Source organism: Pseudomonas sp. (genome assembly GCF_030696055.1).
Lineage (GTDB): Bacteria > Pseudomonadota > Gammaproteobacteria > Pseudomonadales > Pseudomonadaceae > Aquipseudomonas.
In genome coordinates, this window is the sequence record NZ_JAUYNP010000098.1 from 1 (window position 1) to 20,661 (window position 20,661).

At 59.8% G+C, this 20,661-nt stretch carries 16 protein-coding genes and 1 pseudogene; 4 read left to right on the forward strand and 13 right to left on the reverse strand.

Features of this window, described 5'->3' with window-relative positions; translation table 11 throughout:
* The 9 genes and pseudogenes from gltB to Q8Q83_RS05910 all read right to left on the reverse strand — a co-directional run.
* Positions 1-733: pseudogene (gene gltB, locus Q8Q83_RS05870) on the reverse strand (glutamate synthase large subunit); the annotation flags it as partial.
* A gap of 239 nt (positions 734-972) precedes the next feature.
* On the reverse strand, positions 973-2,517 hold the full coding sequence (locus Q8Q83_RS05875; protein WP_305621967.1) for an SPOR domain-containing protein: 1,545 nt from the start codon (positions 2,515-2,517) through the stop codon (positions 973-975).
* A gap of 10 nt (positions 2,518-2,527) precedes the next feature.
* Positions 2,528-3,631 (reverse strand): 3-dehydroquinate synthase, encoded by a 1,104-nt coding sequence (gene aroB / locus Q8Q83_RS05880; protein WP_305621968.1) that lies wholly within the window; start codon positions 3,629-3,631, stop codon positions 2,528-2,530.
* Between the two features lie 51 nt (positions 3,632-3,682).
* The gene (gene aroK, locus Q8Q83_RS05885) at positions 3,683-4,201 is read right to left on the reverse strand and encodes a shikimate kinase AroK (protein WP_305621970.1); all 519 of its coding nucleotides are present in this window, start codon (positions 4,199-4,201) and stop codon (positions 3,683-3,685) included.
* A gap of 4 nt (positions 4,202-4,205) precedes the next feature.
* Positions 4,206-6,281, reverse strand: a complete 2,076-nt coding sequence (gene pilQ, locus Q8Q83_RS05890; RefSeq protein ID WP_305621972.1) for a type IV pilus secretin PilQ — start codon at positions 6,279-6,281, stop codon at positions 4,206-4,208.
* A 55-nt stretch (positions 6,282-6,336) separates the two neighbouring features.
* The gene (gene pilP, locus Q8Q83_RS05895) at positions 6,337-6,861 is read right to left on the reverse strand and encodes a type 4a pilus biogenesis lipoprotein PilP (protein ID WP_305621973.1); all 525 of its coding nucleotides are present in this window, start codon (positions 6,859-6,861) and stop codon (positions 6,337-6,339) included.
* A complete protein-coding gene (pilO, locus tag Q8Q83_RS05900) occupies positions 6,858-7,484 on the reverse strand; it encodes a type 4a pilus biogenesis protein PilO (RefSeq protein WP_305621975.1) in 627 nt (208 codons plus the stop codon). Before pilO ends, pilP begins: the two co-directional genes overlap by 4 nt.
* A complete protein-coding gene (pilN, locus tag Q8Q83_RS05905; protein WP_305621977.1) occupies positions 7,484-8,053 on the reverse strand; it encodes a type 4a pilus biogenesis protein PilN in 570 nt (189 codons plus the stop codon). Before pilN ends, pilO begins: the two co-directional genes overlap by 1 nt.
* Positions 8,053-9,117 (reverse strand): pilus assembly protein PilM, encoded by a 1,065-nt coding sequence (locus tag Q8Q83_RS05910; protein ID WP_305621979.1) that lies wholly within the window; start codon positions 9,115-9,117, stop codon positions 8,053-8,055. The genes pilN and Q8Q83_RS05910 overlap by 1 nt, the downstream gene beginning before the upstream one ends.
* 184 nt (positions 9,118-9,301) lie before the next feature.
* On the opposite strand from Q8Q83_RS05910, the gene Q8Q83_RS05915 reads away from it, so the two are divergent.
* Positions 9,302-11,716 carry a penicillin-binding protein 1A gene (locus Q8Q83_RS05915; RefSeq protein WP_371132366.1) on the forward strand — a complete coding sequence of 805 codons (2,415 nt, stop codon included), beginning with the start codon at positions 9,302-9,304 and terminating at the stop codon, positions 11,714-11,716.
* A gap of 99 nt (positions 11,717-11,815) precedes the next feature.
* Here the strand turns inward: Q8Q83_RS05915 and Q8Q83_RS05920 are convergent, their stop codons facing one another.
* The 4 genes from Q8Q83_RS05920 to rpmE all read right to left on the reverse strand — a co-directional run bounded on the left by Q8Q83_RS05920 (position 11,816) and on the right by rpmE (position 15,665).
* On the reverse strand, positions 11,816-13,084 hold the full coding sequence (locus Q8Q83_RS05920) for a malic enzyme-like NAD(P)-binding protein (protein WP_305621983.1): 1,269 nt from the start codon (positions 13,082-13,084) through the stop codon (positions 11,816-11,818).
* Between the two features lie 102 nt (positions 13,085-13,186).
* Positions 13,187-14,626: a M48 family metalloprotease gene (locus Q8Q83_RS05925; RefSeq protein WP_305621985.1), complete on the reverse strand. Its 1,440-nt coding sequence runs from the start codon at positions 14,624-14,626 to the stop codon at positions 13,187-13,189.
* Entirely contained in the window at positions 14,623-15,423 is an 801-nt protein-coding gene (locus Q8Q83_RS05930; RefSeq protein ID WP_305621987.1) for a thermonuclease family protein, read from the reverse strand. The genes Q8Q83_RS05925 and Q8Q83_RS05930 overlap by 4 nt, the downstream gene beginning before the upstream one ends.
* 26 nt (positions 15,424-15,449) lie before the next feature.
* On the reverse strand, positions 15,450-15,665 hold the full coding sequence (gene rpmE, locus Q8Q83_RS05935) for a 50S ribosomal protein L31 (protein WP_296216777.1): 216 nt from the start codon (positions 15,663-15,665) through the stop codon (positions 15,450-15,452).
* Positions 15,666-15,845: 180 nt separating this feature from the next.
* Between rpmE and Q8Q83_RS05940 the strand changes: the two genes are divergently transcribed.
* The 3 genes from Q8Q83_RS05940 to Q8Q83_RS05950 all read left to right on the forward strand — a co-directional run bounded on the left by Q8Q83_RS05940 (position 15,846) and on the right by Q8Q83_RS05950 (position 20,628).
* Positions 15,846-18,065 carry a primosomal protein N' gene (locus Q8Q83_RS05940; protein ID WP_305621989.1) on the forward strand — a complete coding sequence of 740 codons (2,220 nt, stop codon included), beginning with the start codon at positions 15,846-15,848 and terminating at the stop codon, positions 18,063-18,065.
* A 142-nt stretch (positions 18,066-18,207) separates the two neighbouring features.
* A complete protein-coding gene (gene argS / locus Q8Q83_RS05945) occupies positions 18,208-19,947 on the forward strand; it encodes an arginine--tRNA ligase (protein ID WP_305621991.1) in 1,740 nt (579 codons plus the stop codon).
* Positions 19,948-20,628 carry an SPOR domain-containing protein gene (locus Q8Q83_RS05950; protein WP_305621993.1) on the forward strand — a complete coding sequence of 227 codons (681 nt, stop codon included), beginning with the start codon at positions 19,948-19,950 and terminating at the stop codon, positions 20,626-20,628.
* Positions 20,629-20,661: the final 33 nt, after the last annotated feature.

Genomic DNA, 20,661 nt, shown 5'->3' on the forward strand with positions numbered 1-20,661 from the left:
TGATCTCACCGTTGTGCGCCAGGAAGCGGAACGGCTGCGCCAGCGGCCACTTAGGCAAGGTGTTGGTGGAGAAGCGCTGGTGGAATACGCAAATGGCGGTCTGCAGGCGCTCGTCACCCAGATCCGGGTAGAACTGCTGCAGGTCGGCCGGCATCATCAGGCCTTTATAGATGATGGTCTTGTGCGAAAAGCTGCAGATGTAATGGTCGGTGTCGGCGGCGTTGGCCACCGACGAACGACGACGGGCGCTGAACAGCTTGATCGCGAACGCTTGGTCGGCCAGGCCTTCGCCACCGATAAACACTTGCTCGATCTGCGGCAGGCGCTCCAAGGCCAGGCGGCCGAGCACGCTGGTGTCGATCGGCACCTTGCGCCAGCCGACCAGGGTCAGGCCGGCAGCCAGGATCTCGCGATTCATGTTCTCGCGCGCGGCTTCGGCTTTAACCGGGTCTTGGTTGAAGAACACCATGCCCACGGCGTACTGCTTCGGCAGCTCGACCGCGAAGTGCTGCTGGGCCATGGCCCGCAGGAAAGCATCAGGCTTCTGAATCAACAGACCGCAGCCATCACCGGTCTTACCGTCGGCGTTGATCCCGCCGCGGTGGGTCATGCATGTCAGCGCTTCAATCGCGGTCTGCAGCAGGTGATGGCTAGCCTCGCCCTGCATATGGGCGATCAGGCCGAAGCCGCAGTTATCCTTGAACTCATCAGGACGGTACAAACCTGCTTTCATAGGGACTCTCACCAGACGGCCTATTTCAAGGCAATTACTTTCTAATTCAACCACTTACCATGCGCGCAGGACTAAGCCCCAGCTTTGCGCAGGCGAAAGGGTGGACATTGTACATACCCACCCAGTCCGTCACAAATCTTAGTGACGAAGTAGTGAAACCATATGTCGCGAAAACGAATGAATAGACCGGGAGGTCGTGATATCGACCACCCAGTCAGCCTAGCAGCACAGCCTATCGACTAGCGAGCCTGCATCATCTCTTGCTGGATACCGGCAAAGTTACGCGGCCAAGGCTTCCCCGCCTGCACCTTGGCCGGCAAGGCACGCAAGGCCGCCTGCGCCGCAGCACGCGTAGCAAAACTGCCATAGGTCACCACGTAGAGCGGCCGCCCCTGATGCTGCTTCTTGAAGTAGCGATACTCGCCGCCATGCTCGCGCACAAAAGCCTGGGCAGCGCTCTCGGAGCGCGCGCCCAGTATCTGCAGCGTGAAGCGTGAAGCGGATTGCGTTGCGTACCAATTCCCCGTCGCCGCAGGCTTAGCAGCCACCGCCGGCACCTGTGGTTTAGCCACGACAGGAGCGGGCGCAGGCACTGCGACTGGCGCCGCTTTTACCGGGACTGGCGTTGGCGCTGCAGCAGGCGCAACCGCAGGAGTCGCAACCACTGCAGGAGCAGCCACCACATCGGCAGCACTGACACTGCCCGCCACATCAGCCTCTTCCGCGCCCGTCAAGCCAGCCGCCTGAGCCAAGGGCTCACGAATAACCGGCTGCGCCTCCCCCACCAAAGGTAAGGGCAATGGTTGATTGGCACCCTCAAACTGAATAGCTGGTGCAGCCTGACCAGCCGCCGCAGGTGCCTCCACGACTTCAGGGCTTGGTGCCTGACCCAGCGGCAGCTGAGCGATAACCGGCGCCTCGACCTCATGGACCACGCGCCCCTGCATCAGCCAGGCCGCCACCACACCCACACTCACCACCAGCAGCGCCAGCACATGCTTGCGCGGCAGACTGAAGGCAAAGCCTTTACGGCTTGCGTTATCGCGGCGCGCCAACATGGCCTCAACCAAACTCTCGCGCGCCACTTGGTTGATCACGCCCGGCCAGCCGCCGGACTGCTCATGGATATCGGCAATTAGCTCATCCGACAACAGCTCGATACCCTGCCCGGCCCCCTCGAGCCGAAGAGCCAGGTATTCACGCGTCTCCTCTTCGCTGTATGGCTGCAGCTCGATGACATGAAAACACTCTTCGCCTGCCGCCAACTGCTCGAGGCGCGACAGCATGCCCGACTCGGCAAACAGGAAGACATGCGGACGCCCCTCCGCATTACCTGCAGCCAGTTTCAGCAGGCTCGCCAGCGCCGCATCACTGAGGTCTTCGGCATCATCGACCAACACATAGACTTCCTGACCGGTCAGCGCCAACTGGCCAACCTGGGCAAGAATTGAAGGTATTTCACCACGCTGCACCTGCAGCCCCTGCGCCACCAGACGTAGAGCACTGACAGGATCGGCCGCGCCCTTAGCCGAGAGCACCACGCTATGCACAGTCTGCTTATTGGTACTGGCAACCAACGCTTGGCGCAGCAACGTCTTGCCCCCACCCTCAGGACCGCTAACCACCAGCAACAACTGACTGTAGCGAGCCAGGTGATGCAACTGCCCAAGGACCGACTTGCGCTGCGCCGGATAGAACTTGAACCCCGGAACGCGTGAGGCGAAGGGGTCGTGAGTGAATTGGTAATGATCGAGGAACGCCTCGTCAGCATGCAAACTGGTCATGGGCCACTCATTAATTTTTAAGCTGGTCCAGCTGCGCCGCATAGTCTGCGCTCAGCGTGGCATTCAAAATTTCACGGGGGAAATCAGCGGTCACAATCGCCTCCCCCAAGCCGCGCAACAACACCAGGCGCAACTGACCATCCAACACCTTCTTGTCGACCGCCATATGCTCCATAAAATCTTCTGGAGTCATATCCTGCGGAGGCACCACGGGCAAACCCGCCGCAATAAATAGCCGAACAGCCCGATCACGCTCAGCAGCAGTGATCCAGCCCAAGCGCTCGGACATATCCAACGCCATGACCGTGCCTGCGGCAACAGCCTCACCATGCAGCCAGACACCATAACCCTGCTGCGTTTCGATGGCATGGCCAAAGGTATGCCCCAGGTTCAGAGTTGCCCGCAACCCCGACTCACGCTCATCAGCGGCGACAACCCGCGCCTTGACCGCACAAGAGCGCGCGATGGCTGCCGTTAAAGCCTGCTGATCGAGCGCTCGCAATGCCGGCATATGCTCTTCGAGCCAGACCAGGAAAGGCTCATCACAGATCAAACCGTATTTGATCACTTCCGCCAAACCGGCCGACAGCTCCCGCGCTGGCAAGGTAGCCAGGCTCGCCGTATCAATCAAGACCGCCTGCGGCTGGTAGAAAGCACCGACCATATTCTTGCCGAGCGGATGGTTGATTCCGGTCTTGCCACCTACCGAAGAATCGACTTGAGACAGCAGAGTGGTCGGCACCTGAATAAAATTGACCCCACGCTGATAACAAGCGGCAGCAAAGCCCGCCATATCACCAATAACCCCACCGCCCAAGGCAATCACGGTAGTACGACGATCGTGGCGCGCCCCCAGCAAGCCATCGAAAATAAGCTGCAAGGTCCCCCAGGTCTTGAAGGCTTCGCCATCCGGCAAAACGATGGAAGTCAGTGCATAACCTGCAAGCGCTTGCTCCAACCGCGCCAGATAGAGCGGCGCAACGGTCTCGTTAGTAACTATCGCAACTTGTCGGCCGGCGATATGGGCCGCGAGCAGATCACTGCGCGCCAGCAAGTCAGCCCCAATATAAATGGGGTAGCTGCGCTCACCGAGATCGACATGAAGTGTTTGCATAAAGCCCCCAGATTGCAAAGGGGCCTAGGATAGCGCAGTTCAGCCTGCGCTTTAACGGGGAGGAAGCGCTTCGAGCCGCTCCAGTATCTCTTGGACGACCAAGCGCGGCGGGCGCTCATCGGTTTCGACTACCACGTCTGCGATTTCGCGGTACAGCGGATCGCGAATCGCCAGTAACTCGGCCAAAACCTTGCCGGGGTCAGGAGCCCGGAGCAATGGACGATTGCGATCACGCGAGGTGCGATCCACCTGCTGCTCGACTGAAGCATGCAAATACACCACCCGCCCACCACGCCGCAACGCCGCACGATTCTCCGCACGCATCACGGCGCCACCGCCAGTCGCCAAAACCATGCCATCGACCTCACAGAGATCGGCAATCACCGCCTGCTCGCGCTCACGAAATCCCTGCTCACCCTCAACATCAAAGATCCAGGGAATATCGGCGCCCGTGCGCTGCTCAATCTCTTTATCCGAGTCTTTGAACGGTAAGCGCAACTCTTTGGCAAGCAAACGCCCGATGGTGCTTTTACCAGCACCCATCGGGCCAACGAGAATCAAATTTCGCACTTAATCAACGGCTCACCGCAACGGCTTGGCTGTTCAGGATACGCGGGGTGATGAACACGAGCAGTTCAGATTTTTGCTCTTGAACCACATCGCGCCTGAACAGGCGCCCCAAATAAGGCACATCACCTAGGAATGGAACTTTCTCCACTCCTTTTGTTTGAGTATTGGAGAACACCCCGCCGATCACGATAGTCTCACCATCACTGACCAATACTTTGGCATTCACTTCATTTTTATTAATCGGCGGCGCCCCATTTATCGACCGAGAAAAATCTGGCGCATCCTTGGTGACCTTAACCTCCATGATAATACGATTATCCGGGGTAATCTGCGGCGTAACTTCAAGTGATAGAGCCGCCTCCTTGAAAGCCGTTGTTGTTGCACCACTGGAACTGGCTTCCAGATAAGGAATTTCTGAGCCTTTAAGAATCTTGGCCGTTTCCTTATCAGAGGTAACAACCTTGGGCTGGGAAACGACCTCGCCATTCCCCGTTTTTTCCATAGCCGAGAGTTCAAGATCCAGAAGAATATTGTCTGTTACATAACCTAACCCGATTCCAGCCGTTCGACCAACGACCCCCATATCAACAAATGGAACATTGGGCCCAACATCGTCATCAGTGTTACCTGCCTCGTCACCCTCATCATCATTACCATAGGCAGTCCACTTACTCCCGCCATCTAAATTCGTCGACCCCCCCCAGCGCACCCCCAACGCCTTATCATAATCGACGTTAGCCTCGACAATACGAGCCTCAATCATTACTTGGCGGACTGGGATATCAAGCTGGGCAACGATACGACGCAGCTCATCAAGCCGGTCCTGAGTCTGGTACGCAATAATACTGTTAGTTCGATCATCCACCGTAATAGAACCGCGCTCATCCACTGCACCTTCCGCACTTGTAACCGATTGGAAAAGTTTAGCCATATCGGTAGCTTTAGCGTAATTCACCTGGATTAATTCACGACGCAAAGGCGCCAGCTCAGCAATTTGCTTTTGCGCTTCAAGCTCTTGACGCTCACGAGCAGCGATCTCATCCGCAGGCGCCACAAGTAACACATTGCCGACTTTTCGCTTATCAAGCCCCTTAGTCTTCAAAACCAAGTCCAGCGCTTGATCCCAAGGTACATTTTGCAGACGCAGAGTAATATTACCGGAAACCGTATCACTGGCCACCAAATTCAAATCAGTAAAGTCTGCAATCAACTGCAAGACCGAACGAACATCAATATCCTGAAAATTTAGCGAAAGCTTCTCACCACTATAGGCAAAGCGTTCGTTCTTGCGCTTTTCAACATCATCTTGGGTCAGCGGCTTAATGCTTAAAGTCAGCTTATTATCTGCCTGGTAAGCCAGATAATCATAAAGACCTGTCGGCTCAATAACGATACTAGCCTTATCGCCCGAACCTGTCGCACTAACGAACTGCACTGGGGTCGCAAAATCTTTGACATCCAGACGCACCCGCAGCGACTCAGGCAATTCAGTCTTAGCGAAATCCAAACGAATCTTACCGCCCTGATCCTGAATATCAGGGCTTACAGAAGCACTGGACAGGGTAATTACCACATTACCTTCACCCTGCTCACCGCGCTGAAAGTCAATATTGCTGATCGCCCGGTTTTCAGAAGCAAAAGCTTTAGCTGGCGTAGCAACAGGCGCAGCTACTGGCTGCACCGCAGCAACTTGAGCATTACCTGCCTCACCCACAATCACATAAAGGTTATTACCCTCTACACGAGTATTGTAGGGCGCCAGACTAGTCAGATTAATAATCAATCGAGTACGGTCTTTGGCTTCGACAACCGTAACACTGCGTGCGTTGCCAACACCGAGCTCACGGTTCTTTACCCCCAACTTGTTAGAAACACCCGGCAAATCTAGCGCAATGCGGGCAGGCTGCTCGATTGTATAGCCTCGAGGAGCAAGCACCGGTTCATCAAAGGTCAACTTCAACTCAACCCTATCGCCGGGCAATGCCGCTACATCGAGTGATTGCAAGTCAGCAGCAAAAAGAGATGGCGATAACAGCGCCACCAACAGGGAAATACCTAGACGCGAAAAGGAGCTATTCATTATCAGGTTCCGTTGGGCAGACCGATTGTTTTTCTTCATATTCACTCCGCTCGTATTAAGAGCGCTCCTTAAGCGAGAGGCTGCGCGGTCGTTCCAGCCAGCCACCCTCACCATCTGGGACGATTTCTACGACGTCGATTTTCGACTCATCAATAGCCAGGATGCGCCCGTGGTTGCGCCCTAAATAATCACCCACCTTAACCCGGTGAACACCACCCGCACCACTGACCAAAGCAAATACGCCACTTTCATTGGAAAGAGTACCGACCATTTGAAATACTTCTATATTGAAGTCTTCAAGAAATTGTTTGGTGCGTGTTTCATCAGGCTTAATATCAGGAGACCCTTTCTGCTGACGAGTCATATCTATTTTAATTGGCGGCTGAAATGGGCTACGCAAAGAGGCAGCACCATAAGTAAAACTTTCATAGGGCTGAAATTTTGGCAGCGGCTCAATGGAGCCTTTAGGGCGGGCACGAACCTCATCCATATAAGTCTGAAGGTCGGAAAAATCGTGATTCATCCCACAACCACTCAAACTACATAACGCAAATAAAATCAACCAATAGGAGATTTTCATTTCTGCATCCCCTTATCGTTATAGCGGTAGGTCTTCGCCAAGATACTCATGCTAAGACTAGAACCACTTTCAGCCTTTTTCGAAGGGAGTAATTCGAAATCATGCAAGGTAACAATACGCGGCAAGCTAGCAACACCACTAGCAAAGGTCGCCAAGTCGTGATAAGCACCTACAACTTTTATCTGAATAGGTAACTCTATGTAGAATTGCTGAACAGCCTCTGGCAGCAACTTAATCTCTTCAAATTCCAAGCCACTACCCAGCCCGGTACGGGTTATATCCTCCAACAGGCCAGGTACTTCAGTATCGCTGGGCAATTGCTTCAACATGGAGCCAAAGGATATTTCCATCTCCTGCATCTGCTCTTTATAAGCTTCCAGATTAGCGGCTTCAAACGCCTTTTTGGAGAACTGCTCCTTCAGCGACAGTTCCTCACCCTGCGTACGCTCAAGCTCTGACTGCAGATCCTTCAAATGAAAGTTATAGCCCAAAGCCAAAATAGCAATAAGCAAGATCAGACATGCTATGGCTTTTACCGCCGCAGGCCATGACCCGACATTATTAAAATCAAGATCACTCAGATCAATCTGCCGCAAGCTCTCTAACGAATCATTCAGGCTCATTACTTGCCCTCCTCCGCATCAAGCTTTGGCTGCGTCTGCTGCACACTCAGCTGGAACACATTCGCCTGATCTACAGCACCTGCCGTAACCGACTTGACCTCGGTCAGGTTAGGAGAGGCAAGCCATTCGGACGCATCCAGATTTCGCATTAAGTTTGAAACTCGGTTATTGGATTCTGCAGCACCCACAATCGCGATATTCTTGGCCGTCATTTTAACCGCGCTAAAATAGACACCATCAGGCAGAGTTCTAACCAACTGATCAAACACACGGCCAATAATTGGCCTATTACCCTGCAAGTCTTGAATAATTTTCATCCGTTCCAGCAACTGCTGGCGACGGGTTTTTAACTCGCTAATCTCTTTGATCCGGGCATCCAGCACGGCAATTTCTTTTCGTATGAACTCATTACGGGCGGTTTGCTGCTCAATTGCCCCACTCAGATACTGGTCACCTAAAAGGACCACACCCGCGGCAACCACAAAGACGCCGGCGAGCGTGACGAGGAAGCGCTGCTTGCGCTCCTCGCGCAACTGCTCGCGCCATGGGAGAAGGTTAATCCGCGCCATTAGTCGAAACTCCTCATTGCCAGACCGCAGGCAATCATCAATGCCGGAGCATCGCTTGCCAAAGCGCCCGCATTAACCTTGCCACTCAGCGCCATCTCGGCAAAAGGATTGGCGACCAACGTTTGCGTGCCGATCTTTTGCTGGATCAAACGATCCAAGTCAGGAATTGAGGCAGTACCACCGGCCAGCAGGATGTAGTCGACATCGTTGAACTGGCCGGCTGCGAAGAAAAACTGCAAAGAACGCGCAACCTGCTGAACGACTGCTTCTTTGAAAGGCTGCAACACTTCACTGTCATAGTCATCAGGAAGACCGCCTTGCTTCTTAGCAAGCCCCGCCTCCTCTACAGACAAGCCATAACGCCGCTGAATTTCTTCCGTCAGTTGCTTGCCGCCGAATAGTTGCTCGCGGGTATAGATGGTGCGGCCGTTATGCAGGACGCTGAGAGTGGTCATAGTCGCGCCTATATCGACCACCGCGACGGTCAATTCATCGCGACCACCACCAAGCTGCTCTACTAGTAAACCGTAAGCGCGCTCCAACGCATAAGCTTCGACGTCTACAACTTTGGCGGTAAGCCCCGCCAGTGCCAAGGCTGCTTCACGAACCTCAACGTTTTCCTTGCGGCATGCCGCAAGCAGGACTTCGACTCGATCCGCATTACGCGGCGAAGGCCCTTGCACCTCGAAATCTATGGCCACTTCTTCCAGCGGATAGGGGATGTATTGGTCGGCTTCAATCGTCAGCTGATTTTCCAGCTCGTCATCAGAAAGCCCAGCCTCCATCTCGATGGTCTTGGTAATCACCGCCGAGCCCGCCACTGCGACCGCGACCACTTTCACGCCGCTCTTGGCCTTTGCCAGAACGCGTGAGAGCGCCTGACCGACCCCTTCGAGTTCGGCGATATTCTTCTCAACCACGGAATTGGGCGGGAGCGGCTCGACAGCGTAAGCCTCTACCTTGTAGCGGCTTCCTGAGCGACTCAATTCGAGGAGCTTGACGGAAGTCGAACTGATATCGATCCCGAGTAGCGTATTCGCTTTCTTATTGAAGAGCCCTAGCACGACCGATTTCCTATTGGCATCCGCGACTTACGGACTATTTATGTTTTTTCACATTAAATAACAGTCTTGACAGAAGCGCAAATGGCTACCTGGCAAAAAAACCGCTTATAATGTGATCAGTTTTTCTCTTTTAACCTTGCGTTCCGCTTAACTCGTTCTTTTATTTGGAAATCCACAAATCTTGATGCGTCTTTTGCGATTTTTCTGCTGGTCCGGCGTTGCCGCTTTTTGTGGCCTGCTACTCAGTTTCAGCGGTGCCTTCCTCTATCTTAGCCCTAGCCTTCCATCCGTCGAATCTTTGCGCAGCATTCAGCTGCAGATCCCGCTACGGGTTTACAGCAGTGACGCCAAGCTGATCGCCGAATTCGGTGAGATGCGCCGCTCCCCTATTGCTTTCGCCGACATCCCCACCGACTTTATCGACGCCCTGCTGGCCGCCGAAGACGATAACTTTGCCAACCATCATGGCGTCGATCTAACCAGCCTGATGCGAGCTGCAACGCAAATCCTGCAAAGCGGTCAGATCCAAACTGGCGGCAGCACCATCACCATGCAGGTGGCGAAGAACTTTTTCCTTAGCAACGAGCGTAGCTTCTCGCGCAAGGTCAATGAGATTCTCTTGGCTCTGCAAATCGAGCGGGAATTGAGCAAGAACGAGATCCTCGAGCTCTACGTCAACAAGATCTACCTGGGCAACCGCGCTTATGGCATAGAGGCGGCATCCCAGGTTTATTACGGAAAGCCCATCCGCGAGATCAGCCTGGCACAGATGGCCATGATTGCCGGCCTGCCCAAAGCGCCTTCGCGCTTTAACCCGCTAGTCAATCCAACCCGGGCCATGGAGCGCCGCGACTGGATTCTCGGACGCATGTACGGCCTGGGGCGCATCGATCAACAGCGCTACAAGGAAGCCCTGGCCGAACCTATCAATGTCAGCTACCACGTCCCTGCTCCTGAACTGGACGCCCCCTATGTGGCGGAGATGGCTCGCGCCGAGATGGTCGGCCGCTATGGCAGCGACGCCTATACCGAAGGCTTTCACGTCACCACCACAGTCCCCAGCGACCTGCAACAAGCCGCCAATACCGCCGTGCGCGCAGGGCTGATCAACTACGACCAACGCCACGGCTATCGCGGTCCGGAAAGTCGCCTGCCGGGCATGACCAAAGAAAACTGGCTGATCGAGCTAAACAAGCAGGGCTCTCTCGGTGGCCTGGAGCCTGCGATAGTCACCGCAGTCGAGAACAGCGGCATCCTCGTACTGATGCGCAGCGGCGCGGAAGAGGCAGTCGCCTGGGACAGCATGAAATGGGCCCGCCCATTCCTCAATACCAATAGCCTCGGCCCGCGCCCACAGCAACCAAGCGACGTCACCCAAGTCGGCGACCTGATTCGCGTCCAACGCCAGGACGACGCCAGCCTGCGCTTCGTGCAACTGCCTGCCGCGCAAAGTGCACTCGTCTCGCTCAACCCACACAACGGCGCTATTCGCGCCCTGGTCGGCGGTTTCTCCTTCGAGCAGAGCAATTACAACCGCGCCGCCCAAGCCAAGCGCCAGCCCGGCTCCAGCTTCAAGCCGTTCGTTTACAGCGCCGCCCTGGATAAAGGCTACACAGCCGCCACGCTAGTTAACGACGCCCCCATCGTGTTTGCCGACGACGCGCTGTCGCAGGTCTGGCGACCGAAGAATGACAACAACACCTTCCTCGGCCCGATTCGTTTGCGCGAAGCGCTGTATAAATCCCGCAACCTGGTTTCCATTCGTTTGCTGCAGGATCTCGGCGTAGAGAGCACCCTGCGCTATATCGAGCGCTTCGGTTTCGACAGCAAGGACTTGCCGCAGAACCTCTCCCTCGCCCTCGGTACAGCCAGCCTCACCCCCCTGGAAATTGCCGAAGGCTGGAGCACCTTTGCCAACGGCGGCTACAAGACCGAACCCTACCTGATCGAACGCATCGAGGATCGCAGCGGCCAACTGCTGTTCCTCGCCAACCCGGCCCAAACGCCCAGTAGCACGAGCAGCCAGACCAGCCCGGACAGCGTCTTAGCCGTCACCGCCAATGTCGAGCCACTGCCCGCCAAACCGCTGCTCGCCGAGCAAGTCATCGACGAGCGCACGGCCTACATCATGACCAGCATGCTCCAGGACGTGATCAAACGTGGCACCGGCCGCCGCGCCATGGCGCTTGGCCGCGATGATCTGGCCGGCAAGACCGGCACCACCAACGAGTCGAAAGACAGCTGGTTCTCGGGCTATAACGCCGACTACATCACCACGGTGTGGGCGGGCTTCGATCAACCCGAGAGCCTTGGCCGCAACGAATATGGCGGCACCGTCGCACTGCCGATCTGGATGAGCTATATGGCGGTGGCACTGAAAGACAAGCCTAGCCACCTGCCACCTGAACCTGCCGGCCTGCTGACCCTGCGCATCGACCCCCTCAGCGGACGAGCCGCCACACCCGATACCCCCGATGCCTACTTCGAGCTGTTCAAAAGTGAAGACTCGCCACCGCCGATGAGCGAACTGGAGCCCGGCATGGGCATCCCCGGCAGCCCGCTGCCGGCCGATGAAGCCGCGCCTATCGATCTGTTCTAGCTTCAAACCGGAGCAGGCCTGGGTACGCCCCAACTGACTGCCGAATAAACTGCAGCCAATAAAAAACCCGCCGCAGCGGGTTTTTTATTGCTCGTCGGCTTAGCCGTTGAACACGTCGGCAACCGACTGCAACGGGTAGTGCTTCGGATACGGCAGAGTCGCCACACCGCTTTCGATGGCGGCTTTGGCCACCGCGTCGCAGACCACGGTGATCAGACGCGGGTCCATCGGCTTCGGAATGATGTACTCGCGACCGAATGACAGGGCGACACCGCCGTAGGCATCGCAGACTTCCTGCGGCACCGGCAGCTTGGCCAGATCACGCAGGGCCAGGGCCGCGGCGATCTTCATTTCTTCGTTGATGCGGGTGGCGCGAACGTCCAGGGCTCCGCGGAAGATAAAGGGGAAGCCCAGCACGTTGTTGACCTGGTTCGGGTAGTCGGAACGACCGGTGGCCATGATCACGTCATTACGCGCGGCATGGGCCAGTTCCGGGGCGATTTCCGGATCAGGGTTGGAGCAAGCGAACACGATAGGGTTCGGCGCCATACGCTTCAGATCGTCGGCCGCCAGCAGGTTTGCGCCCGACAGGCCGACGAATACGTCAGCGCCGTCCAGGGCATCGGCCAGGGTGCGCTTGTCGGTTTCGCTGGCGAACACCGCCTTGTACTGGTTCAGATCGTCACGACCGGCATGAATCACACCTTTGCGGTCGATCATGGAGATGTTTTCCACCTTGGCGCCCATGCTCACCAGCAGTTTCATGCAGGAGGTCGCCGCGGCACCGGCGCCGAGGCAGACAATCTTGGCTTCCGACAGGGTCTTGCCGGTGATTTCCAGGGCGTTGAGCATGCCGGCCGCGGTGACGATGGCGGTGCCATGCTGGTCATCGTGGAACACCGGGATGTCGCACTGTTCGATCAGCGCGCGCTCGATCTCGAAGCACTCGGGTGCCTTGATGTCTTCCAGGTTGATGCCACCGAAGGTGATGGAAATGCGCTTGACGGTGTCGATAAAGGCCTGCGGGCTTTCCGAATCGACTTCGATGTCGAATACGTCGATACCGGCGAAACGCTTGAACAGCACGCCCTTACCTTCCATCACCGGCTTGGAAGCCAGCGGGCCGAGGTCGCCGAGCCCCAGAATCGCGGTGCCGTCGGAAATAACTGCCACCAGATTGCCCTTGCCCGTGTAGCGGTAAGCCAACTCCGGGTCACGCGCGATTTCACGCACAGGCTCAGCGACACCTGGGCTGTAGGCCAGCGCCAGATCGCGCGCGGTTGCGGTGGGTTTGGTTAGCTCGACACTCAGCTTACCCGGACGGGGTTTGGCGTGATATTCGAGAGCGGCAGTTTTCAGATCAGACATGGTGGCATTTCCGCTTTTGGGCTGTTGAACAGGCAGGCGGCCGAGGATACGCAAGTTGTATACAGCTGCACAAGACTGATGAGTCTGGATCGGCACAGCAGCCTAGCGCACGACTTTCAGCCAGCCTCCAGGGCTCGGCTCGCCTGCAGGGTAGAAGTTATTCAGCAAGCGCAAGGTGTCCAGCGCATCGCCCGGCAGCTTAGTCTGCTTGGCCAATTCCGCCATGCTCTGGCCCGCCTTGGCCTGGAGCAAATGGATACGCGGCGGCTCGGCCAGCTTACGCTCTGCCGCCGTTAGCGGGCGAAAGCTGTTGATCACCTGAAGGAACCGCTCGTCCTCGCTCTCCAGCGCAGCCCGGCCGCGCACCGCCGCGACAAACAGATAAGCCCGCTGCCCCTGCTGCACAACCGCCACCCGCTTGGCCGCATTGCCTGGAATAATCGCGCTGTAACCGCGCAAGCCTGACTGCTGCAACTCGATACCGGCCACCAGCCGCTGCCCACCGGCACGCTGCTGCAGCCACTCGGCAGGTGCCAGGCGCTGCGGGTTGGCTTCCAGGCTCATGGCGACCAAGGCGTGTTGGTCGGCGCTATGACCGATCAAGGCCTCCGGCCGATTGACTATGGCCCAGCCCTCTGGAAAGGCCAGGGTGAAATCCAATTCGCCATGGTAAAAGTGCTGGCCACGGCGCACGCCGGTCTCGGCCGAATCGCCGAATGGCAGCCCCTCCAGACGCTTGAGAAAGCCCTCACGATTGACCTCCTGGCGCCCGCTCGCCAGGGCGCGCGCCGGCCCCAGCACCTGCTGCAGGCGCCGGTCATTATCCGGATGGGTATCGAACAGCCCGTGATAACCACCCGCCGGCTGCGCCTCGCCGCGCTTGGCCGCCTGGTCACGGCTGAAAACCTCCTGGTTCTTCAGCAGCTTGACCACCTCGATCATCGCCTGCGGGTCATAGCCACTGCGCGCCAGGTATTGCGCGCCCAGGCCATCGGCCTCCAGTTCCATGTCACGACCATAACCACGGACGAAGGCGCTGCCCAGGGCATTGGTCAAGTCGCCCGCCGCGCCCACACCGGTGCCGATGGCCAGCGCCTGGCCGAGGATGTTCCAGGCACTCGACTGACTCTGCTGCTGCACGCTATGTCGCGCTGTGACATGCCCAACCTCATGGGCAAGCACCGCAGCCAGTTCGGCTTCCGAGTTGAGGTAAGCCAGCAGCCCACGGTGGATATAGATATAGCCGCCGGGCAAGGCGAAGGCATTGATATCCGGGCTGTCCACCACGGTGAATTGATAGGCCAGCCGATTGCGGTGGCTGCTTTTCGCCACGCGCTCGCCGACTTGCTGCACATAGGCCTGCAGTTTCTCGTCGGCGTAGCGTGGGTTTTGCTTGAGAATTTCCTGGTTGTAACGCCGACCGATATCCAGCTCCTGCTGCTCGCTCATCATCACGAAGTTGGTGCGCCCGGTCGCTGGATTGACCGCGCAGCCGGCCAGTTGCCCCAGCAGCAATAACCCAGCCAGTAGGCGCCAACTCATGGCAGCTCCTCCAACATTGCTTTATCGGTCAATGGCAACAGCCAGCGGGCCTGTCCCGCTTTCAAGCCGCCACGCCGGGAGCGATCTATCACCCAGCCACGCGCCTCGACTCGCTGCCCGACCAGGCCCTGCAACTGGCGCAGATCGAAGCTATTCAGGTTTTTGGTGGACACCTGTAGCACCAGGGAATCGGCCAGCTCCAGCCACAGCCCGCCGCGATTGCGCTCGACCCGCTCGACCTGGCCCTGGATCAGGGCAAAGCCGCCGCCCTTGAGTTGCTTGGGCGCCTGCACCGGCGACTGCCGCCATACACCCAGGCGCGCCTGGCGGGCGCTACGCTCGGCCGCCTGCAGGCAGTCAACCAAGGCCAGATTAGGCGCGACGGCCACCAGATAGCCCAGCCCCTCGGCCAGCAACTGCGCCTCCAGGTTACGTCCCTGGCTGTCATAGGCATGGGCCAGGGTGCGCCCGTAATGATCCTTGGCCTCAGGCCCCAGCTGCAGACTGACGCGCCCCGCGCTGGCCGTCACCAAGGCCTGCAGACGCTGACGCGCCGCCTCGGCCAGGGGCTCGGCGGAGCGCCCTTGGCGACCCAGCTCCGGCGTATTCAAACCGATCAAGCGCACGCTGCGCCCATCGGCCAGACGCAGGGTGTCGCCATCCACCACCCACTGCACTTTGGCGCTCGGCAGCTGGCCCGGCGCCGGGCAGAACGCCTGGGCCGTACCGAGGTAAAAGCCGAAAACGAAAAAGGCGCCCACCAGGGACGCCTTTTTCAGTAGCGCGGTACAACCCATCAGGGCCTCCGGCGCTGCGCGCAAGCTTACTGCTTGGCGCCGAACATGCCGAAACGCTGCTTGAAGCGATCAACACGGCCGCCGGTATCCAGCATTTTTTGCTTGCCGGTGTAGAACGGGTGGCACTCGTTGCACACGTCCAGGCTCAGAGCTTTGCCCAGGGTGGAGCGAGTTTCGATCACGTTGCCACAGCTGCAAGTGGCGGTGATGGCTACATAGTTCGGATGGATATCGGCTTTCATGGTGATTCCTCAGGGCTATCGTGCCGCCACCAGACACTATTGTCGGGTACCGCACGGAATTAGGCCGGCGATGATACCAGAGCACCGCAGCGACGCAAGCCGCCGTGCACGCCGGCCGTCGTCCGGCCCGTGTTAAGATCGCGCCTCGCTTCGCCACTCGCGCCCAGGAGCCCCCACCGCGTGCCCGACGCCATTCTGCGCCTCGCCCTGCCCTCGCCGCTGCGCCGCCTGTTCGACTACCGTGCCCCGCCCGGTGTGCCGCGCAGCGCCCTGCAGCCCGGTGCGCGCCTGCGCGTGCCCTTTGGCCGGCGCGAGCTGATCGGCATTCTGATCGAGGTGACGGAGCACAGCGAGGTGCCGGCGGACAAGCTCAAGCCCGCCTTGCAGCTACTGGACGCCCAATCGCCGCTGCCGCCGGCGCTGTTCAAGCTGTGCCTGTGGACCGCGCAATACTACCAGCACAGCCTGGGCGACACCCTTAGCTGGGCCTTGCCGGTGCTGTTGCGCCAAGGCGAGCCGGCCGAGGTACGCCAGGAACGCTTCTGGTCCATCGCCCCCGGCGCGCAGCTGGACGACCCGCGCCTGAGCCGCGCGCCACGCCAGCGCGATGCCCTGCAGACCCTCGCCCAACACCCCCATGGCGTCGCCCATCAGCTGCTGAGCAAGCTGCAGCTGAACAAGGACAGCCTTGACCTGCTGCTGGAAAAAGGCCTGGCCAGGGTCGAAGTCCGCCGCCATGCACCGAGCGAGCGCCACCTCAACTGGCTGGCCCAGCCGGAATTGCCGCTGAATGCCGAGCAACGCACCGCCGCCGAGGCGATCCGCGCAGGCGCAGGCAGCTTCAACGCCTTCCTCCTGGCCGGAGTGACCGGCAGCGGCAAGACCGAGGTCTACCTGCAGCTGATCCGCGAAACCCTGGAGGCCGGCAAGCAGGCCCTGGTGCTGATCCCCGAAATCAACCTGGGCCCGCAGACCCTGGCGCGTTTCGAGCAGCGCTTCAACGCACGTATCGCCCTGCTGCACTCGGCGGTCAACGACCGTGAGCGCCTGGATGCCTGGCTGGCGGCCCGCGACGGCGAGGCCGACATCATTATCGGCACCCGTTCGGCGCTGTTCACCCCGATGCAGCGCCCGGGGCTGATCATCATCGATGAAGAACACGACGCCTCCTATAAACAGCAGGAAGGCCTGCGCTACCACGCCCGCGACCTGGCGGTGGTGCGCGCGCGCCAGGAAAATATCCCGATCCTGCTGGGCTCGGCCACTCCGTCGCTGGAAAGCCTGCACAACGCCCACAGCGGTCGCTATGCCCTGCTGCACCTGCGCGAGCGCGCCGGCGGCGCCCAGCAGCCGCGCTTCCTGCGCCTGGATGTGAAAAGCCGGCCGCTGGATTCCGGCATCTCCGGGCCCATGCAGCAGGCCATCGCCCAGACATTGGACGCCGGCCAGCAGGTGCTGGTATTCCTCAACCGCCGCGGCTTCGCCCCGACCCTGCTCTGCCACGATTGCGGCTGGCTGTCGGAATGCCCGCGCTGCGACGCACGCATGACTGTGCACCAGCGCTCCCACGAGCTGCGTTGCCACCACTGCGGCCATGTCGAGCGCCAGCCGAGCAACTGCCCGAAATGCCTGAACGTCGACCTGCGCCCGGTGGGGGCCGGCACCGAACGCGCCGAGGAGCGCCTAGGAATTCTCTTCCCCCAGGTGCCGGTGCTGCGGGTGGACCGCGACAGCACCTCGCGCAAGGACGCCATGACCAGCCTGTTCAATATGGTGCAGCGCGGCGAGCCGTGCATCCTGGTCGGCACCCAGATGCTGGCCAAGGGTCACCATTTCCCGCGGGTGACCCTGGTGGCGATTCTGGATGCCGATGGCGGCCTGTTTTCCGCCGATTTCCGCGCCAGCGAGCGCATGGCCCAGCTGATCGTCCAGGTCGCCGGCCGCGCCGGGCGTGCCGAAGAGCCGGGCAAGGTGATTATCCAGAGCCACCTGGCCGACCATCCTTTATTGGTGCAACTGACCGAGCAGGGCTACTTCGCCTTCGCCGAGCAGGCCCTGAGCGAGCGCCGCGGCGCCGGCCTGCCGCCGTTCTGCCACCTCGCCCTGCTGCGCGCCGAAGCGCACAAACCGGGACAGGCCGAAGGTTTTCTCGACGACGCCTGCCTGGAAGCCGAGCTGCTATTAAATGAGCTGCAGCTCGGCGGCATCGAACTGCTCGGCCCGGTTCCGGCGCCGATGGAACGCCGCGCCGGCCGCTACCGCGCGCAGTTGCTGGTGCAAGCCAATGCCCGCGCGCCGCTGCATCGCCTGCTTAACAGCTGGACCCAGGCCCTGGAGCAGATGCCTAGCGGCCGGGCGGTGCGCTGGTCGTTGGACGTCGACCCCATCGACCTGTTTTAAGCACCTGGCCTTAATCTTCAGCCCCGCATATCGGTGCCTGCCCGCTTAAAACTTGAAGCGGCGGGCGAAGGGCGTCGATAATGCGCAGTTTTCAACCAGCGCCTTTAGGCGCCGCCGCCGTAAGCGGCCGACCGAGCAGACCATGAAAGACAGCATTCGCTACCTGATTCAGCAAGCCCTGACCCGCCTCACCGCCGAAGGCGTGCTGCCCGAAGGCCTGAGCCCGGCCATTCAGGTGGAGAACACCAAGGACAAGAGCCACGGCGATTTCGCCAGCAATATCGCCATGATGCTGGCCAAGCCGGCGGGCATAAAGCCGCGCGACCTGGCCGAGAAGCTGATCGCCGCGCTGCCCGCCGATGCCGACATCAGCAAGGTGGAGATCGCCGGCCCGGGCTTCCTCAACTTCTACCAGAACACCCAGGCCCTGGCCGGCCGCCTGGATGCCCTGCTGGCCGACGCCAAGCTCGGCGTGCGCAAGACTGGCAATCCGCAGACCGTGGTAATCGACCTGTCCTCGCCGAACCTGGCCAAGGAAATGCACGTCGGCCACCTGCGCTCCACCATCATCGGCGACGCCGTGGCGCGGGTCCTGGAGTTTCTCGGCGATACCGTGATCCGGCAGAACCACGTCGGCGACTGGGGCACCCAGTTCGGCATGCTGCTGGCCTTTATGGAAGCCAACCCGGCTGCCGCCGAGAGCGAGCTAGCCGACCTGGAAGGATTCTACCGCGCGGCGAAGAAGTGCTTCGACGACTCGCCGGAGTTCGCCGAGCGCGCCCGCGAGCTGGTGGTGCAGTTGCAAGCCGGCGAGGCCGAGTGCATACGCCTGTGGCACCGCTTCAACGACATCTCCCTGTCGCACTGCCAGAAGGCCTATGACCGCCTGGGGGTAAAACTAACCCCGGCCGACGTCATGGGTGAAAGCGCCTATAACGCCGAGCTGCCGGGCATTATCGAGGCCCTGCGTAGCAAAGGCCTGCTCAGCGAAAGCGACGGCGCCCAGTGCGTATTTATGGACGACTTCAAGAACGCCGAAGGCAACCCGCTGCCGGTCATAGTGCAGAAGGCCGGTGGCGGCTACCTCTACTCGACCACCGACCTGGCCGCCATGCGTTACCGCAGCCAGCAGCTCAAGGCCGATCGCGCCCTGTATTTCGTCGACCAGCGCCAGGCCCTGCACTTCCAGATGGCCTTCGAAGTGGCACGTCGCGCCGGCTTCGTGCATGACGGCATGCAGCTCGAGCATATGGGCTTCGGCACCATGAACGGCGCCGACGGCCGCCCGTTCAAGACCCGCGATGGCGGCACGGTGAAACTGATCGACCTGCTGGATGAAGCCGAAGAGCGCGCCTACAGCCTGGTCAAGGGCAAGAACCCTGACCTCGGCGAAGACGAACTACGCCAGATCGCCCACGCCGTCGGAATCGGCGCGGTGAAATATGCCGACCTGTCCAAGCATCGCACCAGCGACTACAGCTTCAACTTCGAGCTGATGCTGAGCTTCGAGGGCAATACCGCGCCTTACCTGCTGTACGCCTACACCCGGGTGGCCAGCGTGTTCCGCAAGCTGGGCAAGAGCTTCGACGAGATCGAAGGCAGCCTCGACCTGCAGGCAACCCATGAGATCGAGCTGGCCGGCAAGCTGGCGCAGTTCGCCGAAGTGCTTAACGGCGTAGCCGAGAAAGGCGTGCCGCACCTGCTGTGCGCCTACCTGTATGACCTGGCCGGGCTGTTCTCCAGCTTCTACGAGCACTGCCCGATCCTCGCCGCCGAGGACCAGGCCACCCAGCAGAGCCGCCTGCGCCTGGCCGCCCTGACCGGCCGCACGCTCAAGCAAGGCCTGCAGTTGCTCGGCCTGGAAACCCTGGAGCGCATGTAAGTGGCGGCGAAGAAGAAACCCGCGCCCAAGCGCGGCGCCAGCCGCTACCAGGCGCCGGCGAAGAAACCGGTGCCCGGCTGGTTCTGGCTGGTCTGCGGCCTGGTGATCGGCGGTTTTATGGTGTTTCTGTTCAGCCTCGAACCCGGCCGCGACGAGATCAAACGCGCCAAGGCCGAGCAGACGCGCGGCACTCAGTCGGCCAAAGCGGCTGCCGCCACGCCGGCCAGCGACCCGGCCAAGCCCAAGTACGACTTCTACACCCTGCTGCCGGAATCGGAAGTCATACTGCCGCCGCAAGCCATCGAACAGCCCGCTACGGTGCCCGAGCAGAAGCCGGTAACCCCGGAAGAGGCCGCGAAAATCGATGCGGCACGCGCCGAGGCGGCGCTCAGCGGGCAAGTCCCGCCACCGCCGCCCCTGGTCGCCAAGGCCCCCGTCACCTCACAGTTCTTTTTGCAGGCGGGCTCATTCCGCCGCAAAGATGACGCCGAAGCCCTGCGCGCGCAGATCATCCTGCTTGGCCAGAGCGTGCAAGTGGAATCCGGCAGCGTGCGCGAAGAAACCTGGCACCGGGTGCTGGTCGGCCCCTTCGCCACCCGCGAACAACTCGGCCAGGCGCAGAAATCCCTGGCCGCCAGTGGCTTCAGCAATCTGTTGTTACAGCAACGGCAAAGCCAGTAAGGCCTGGGATTCCAGGCCCTGCGCCGCAGCGCC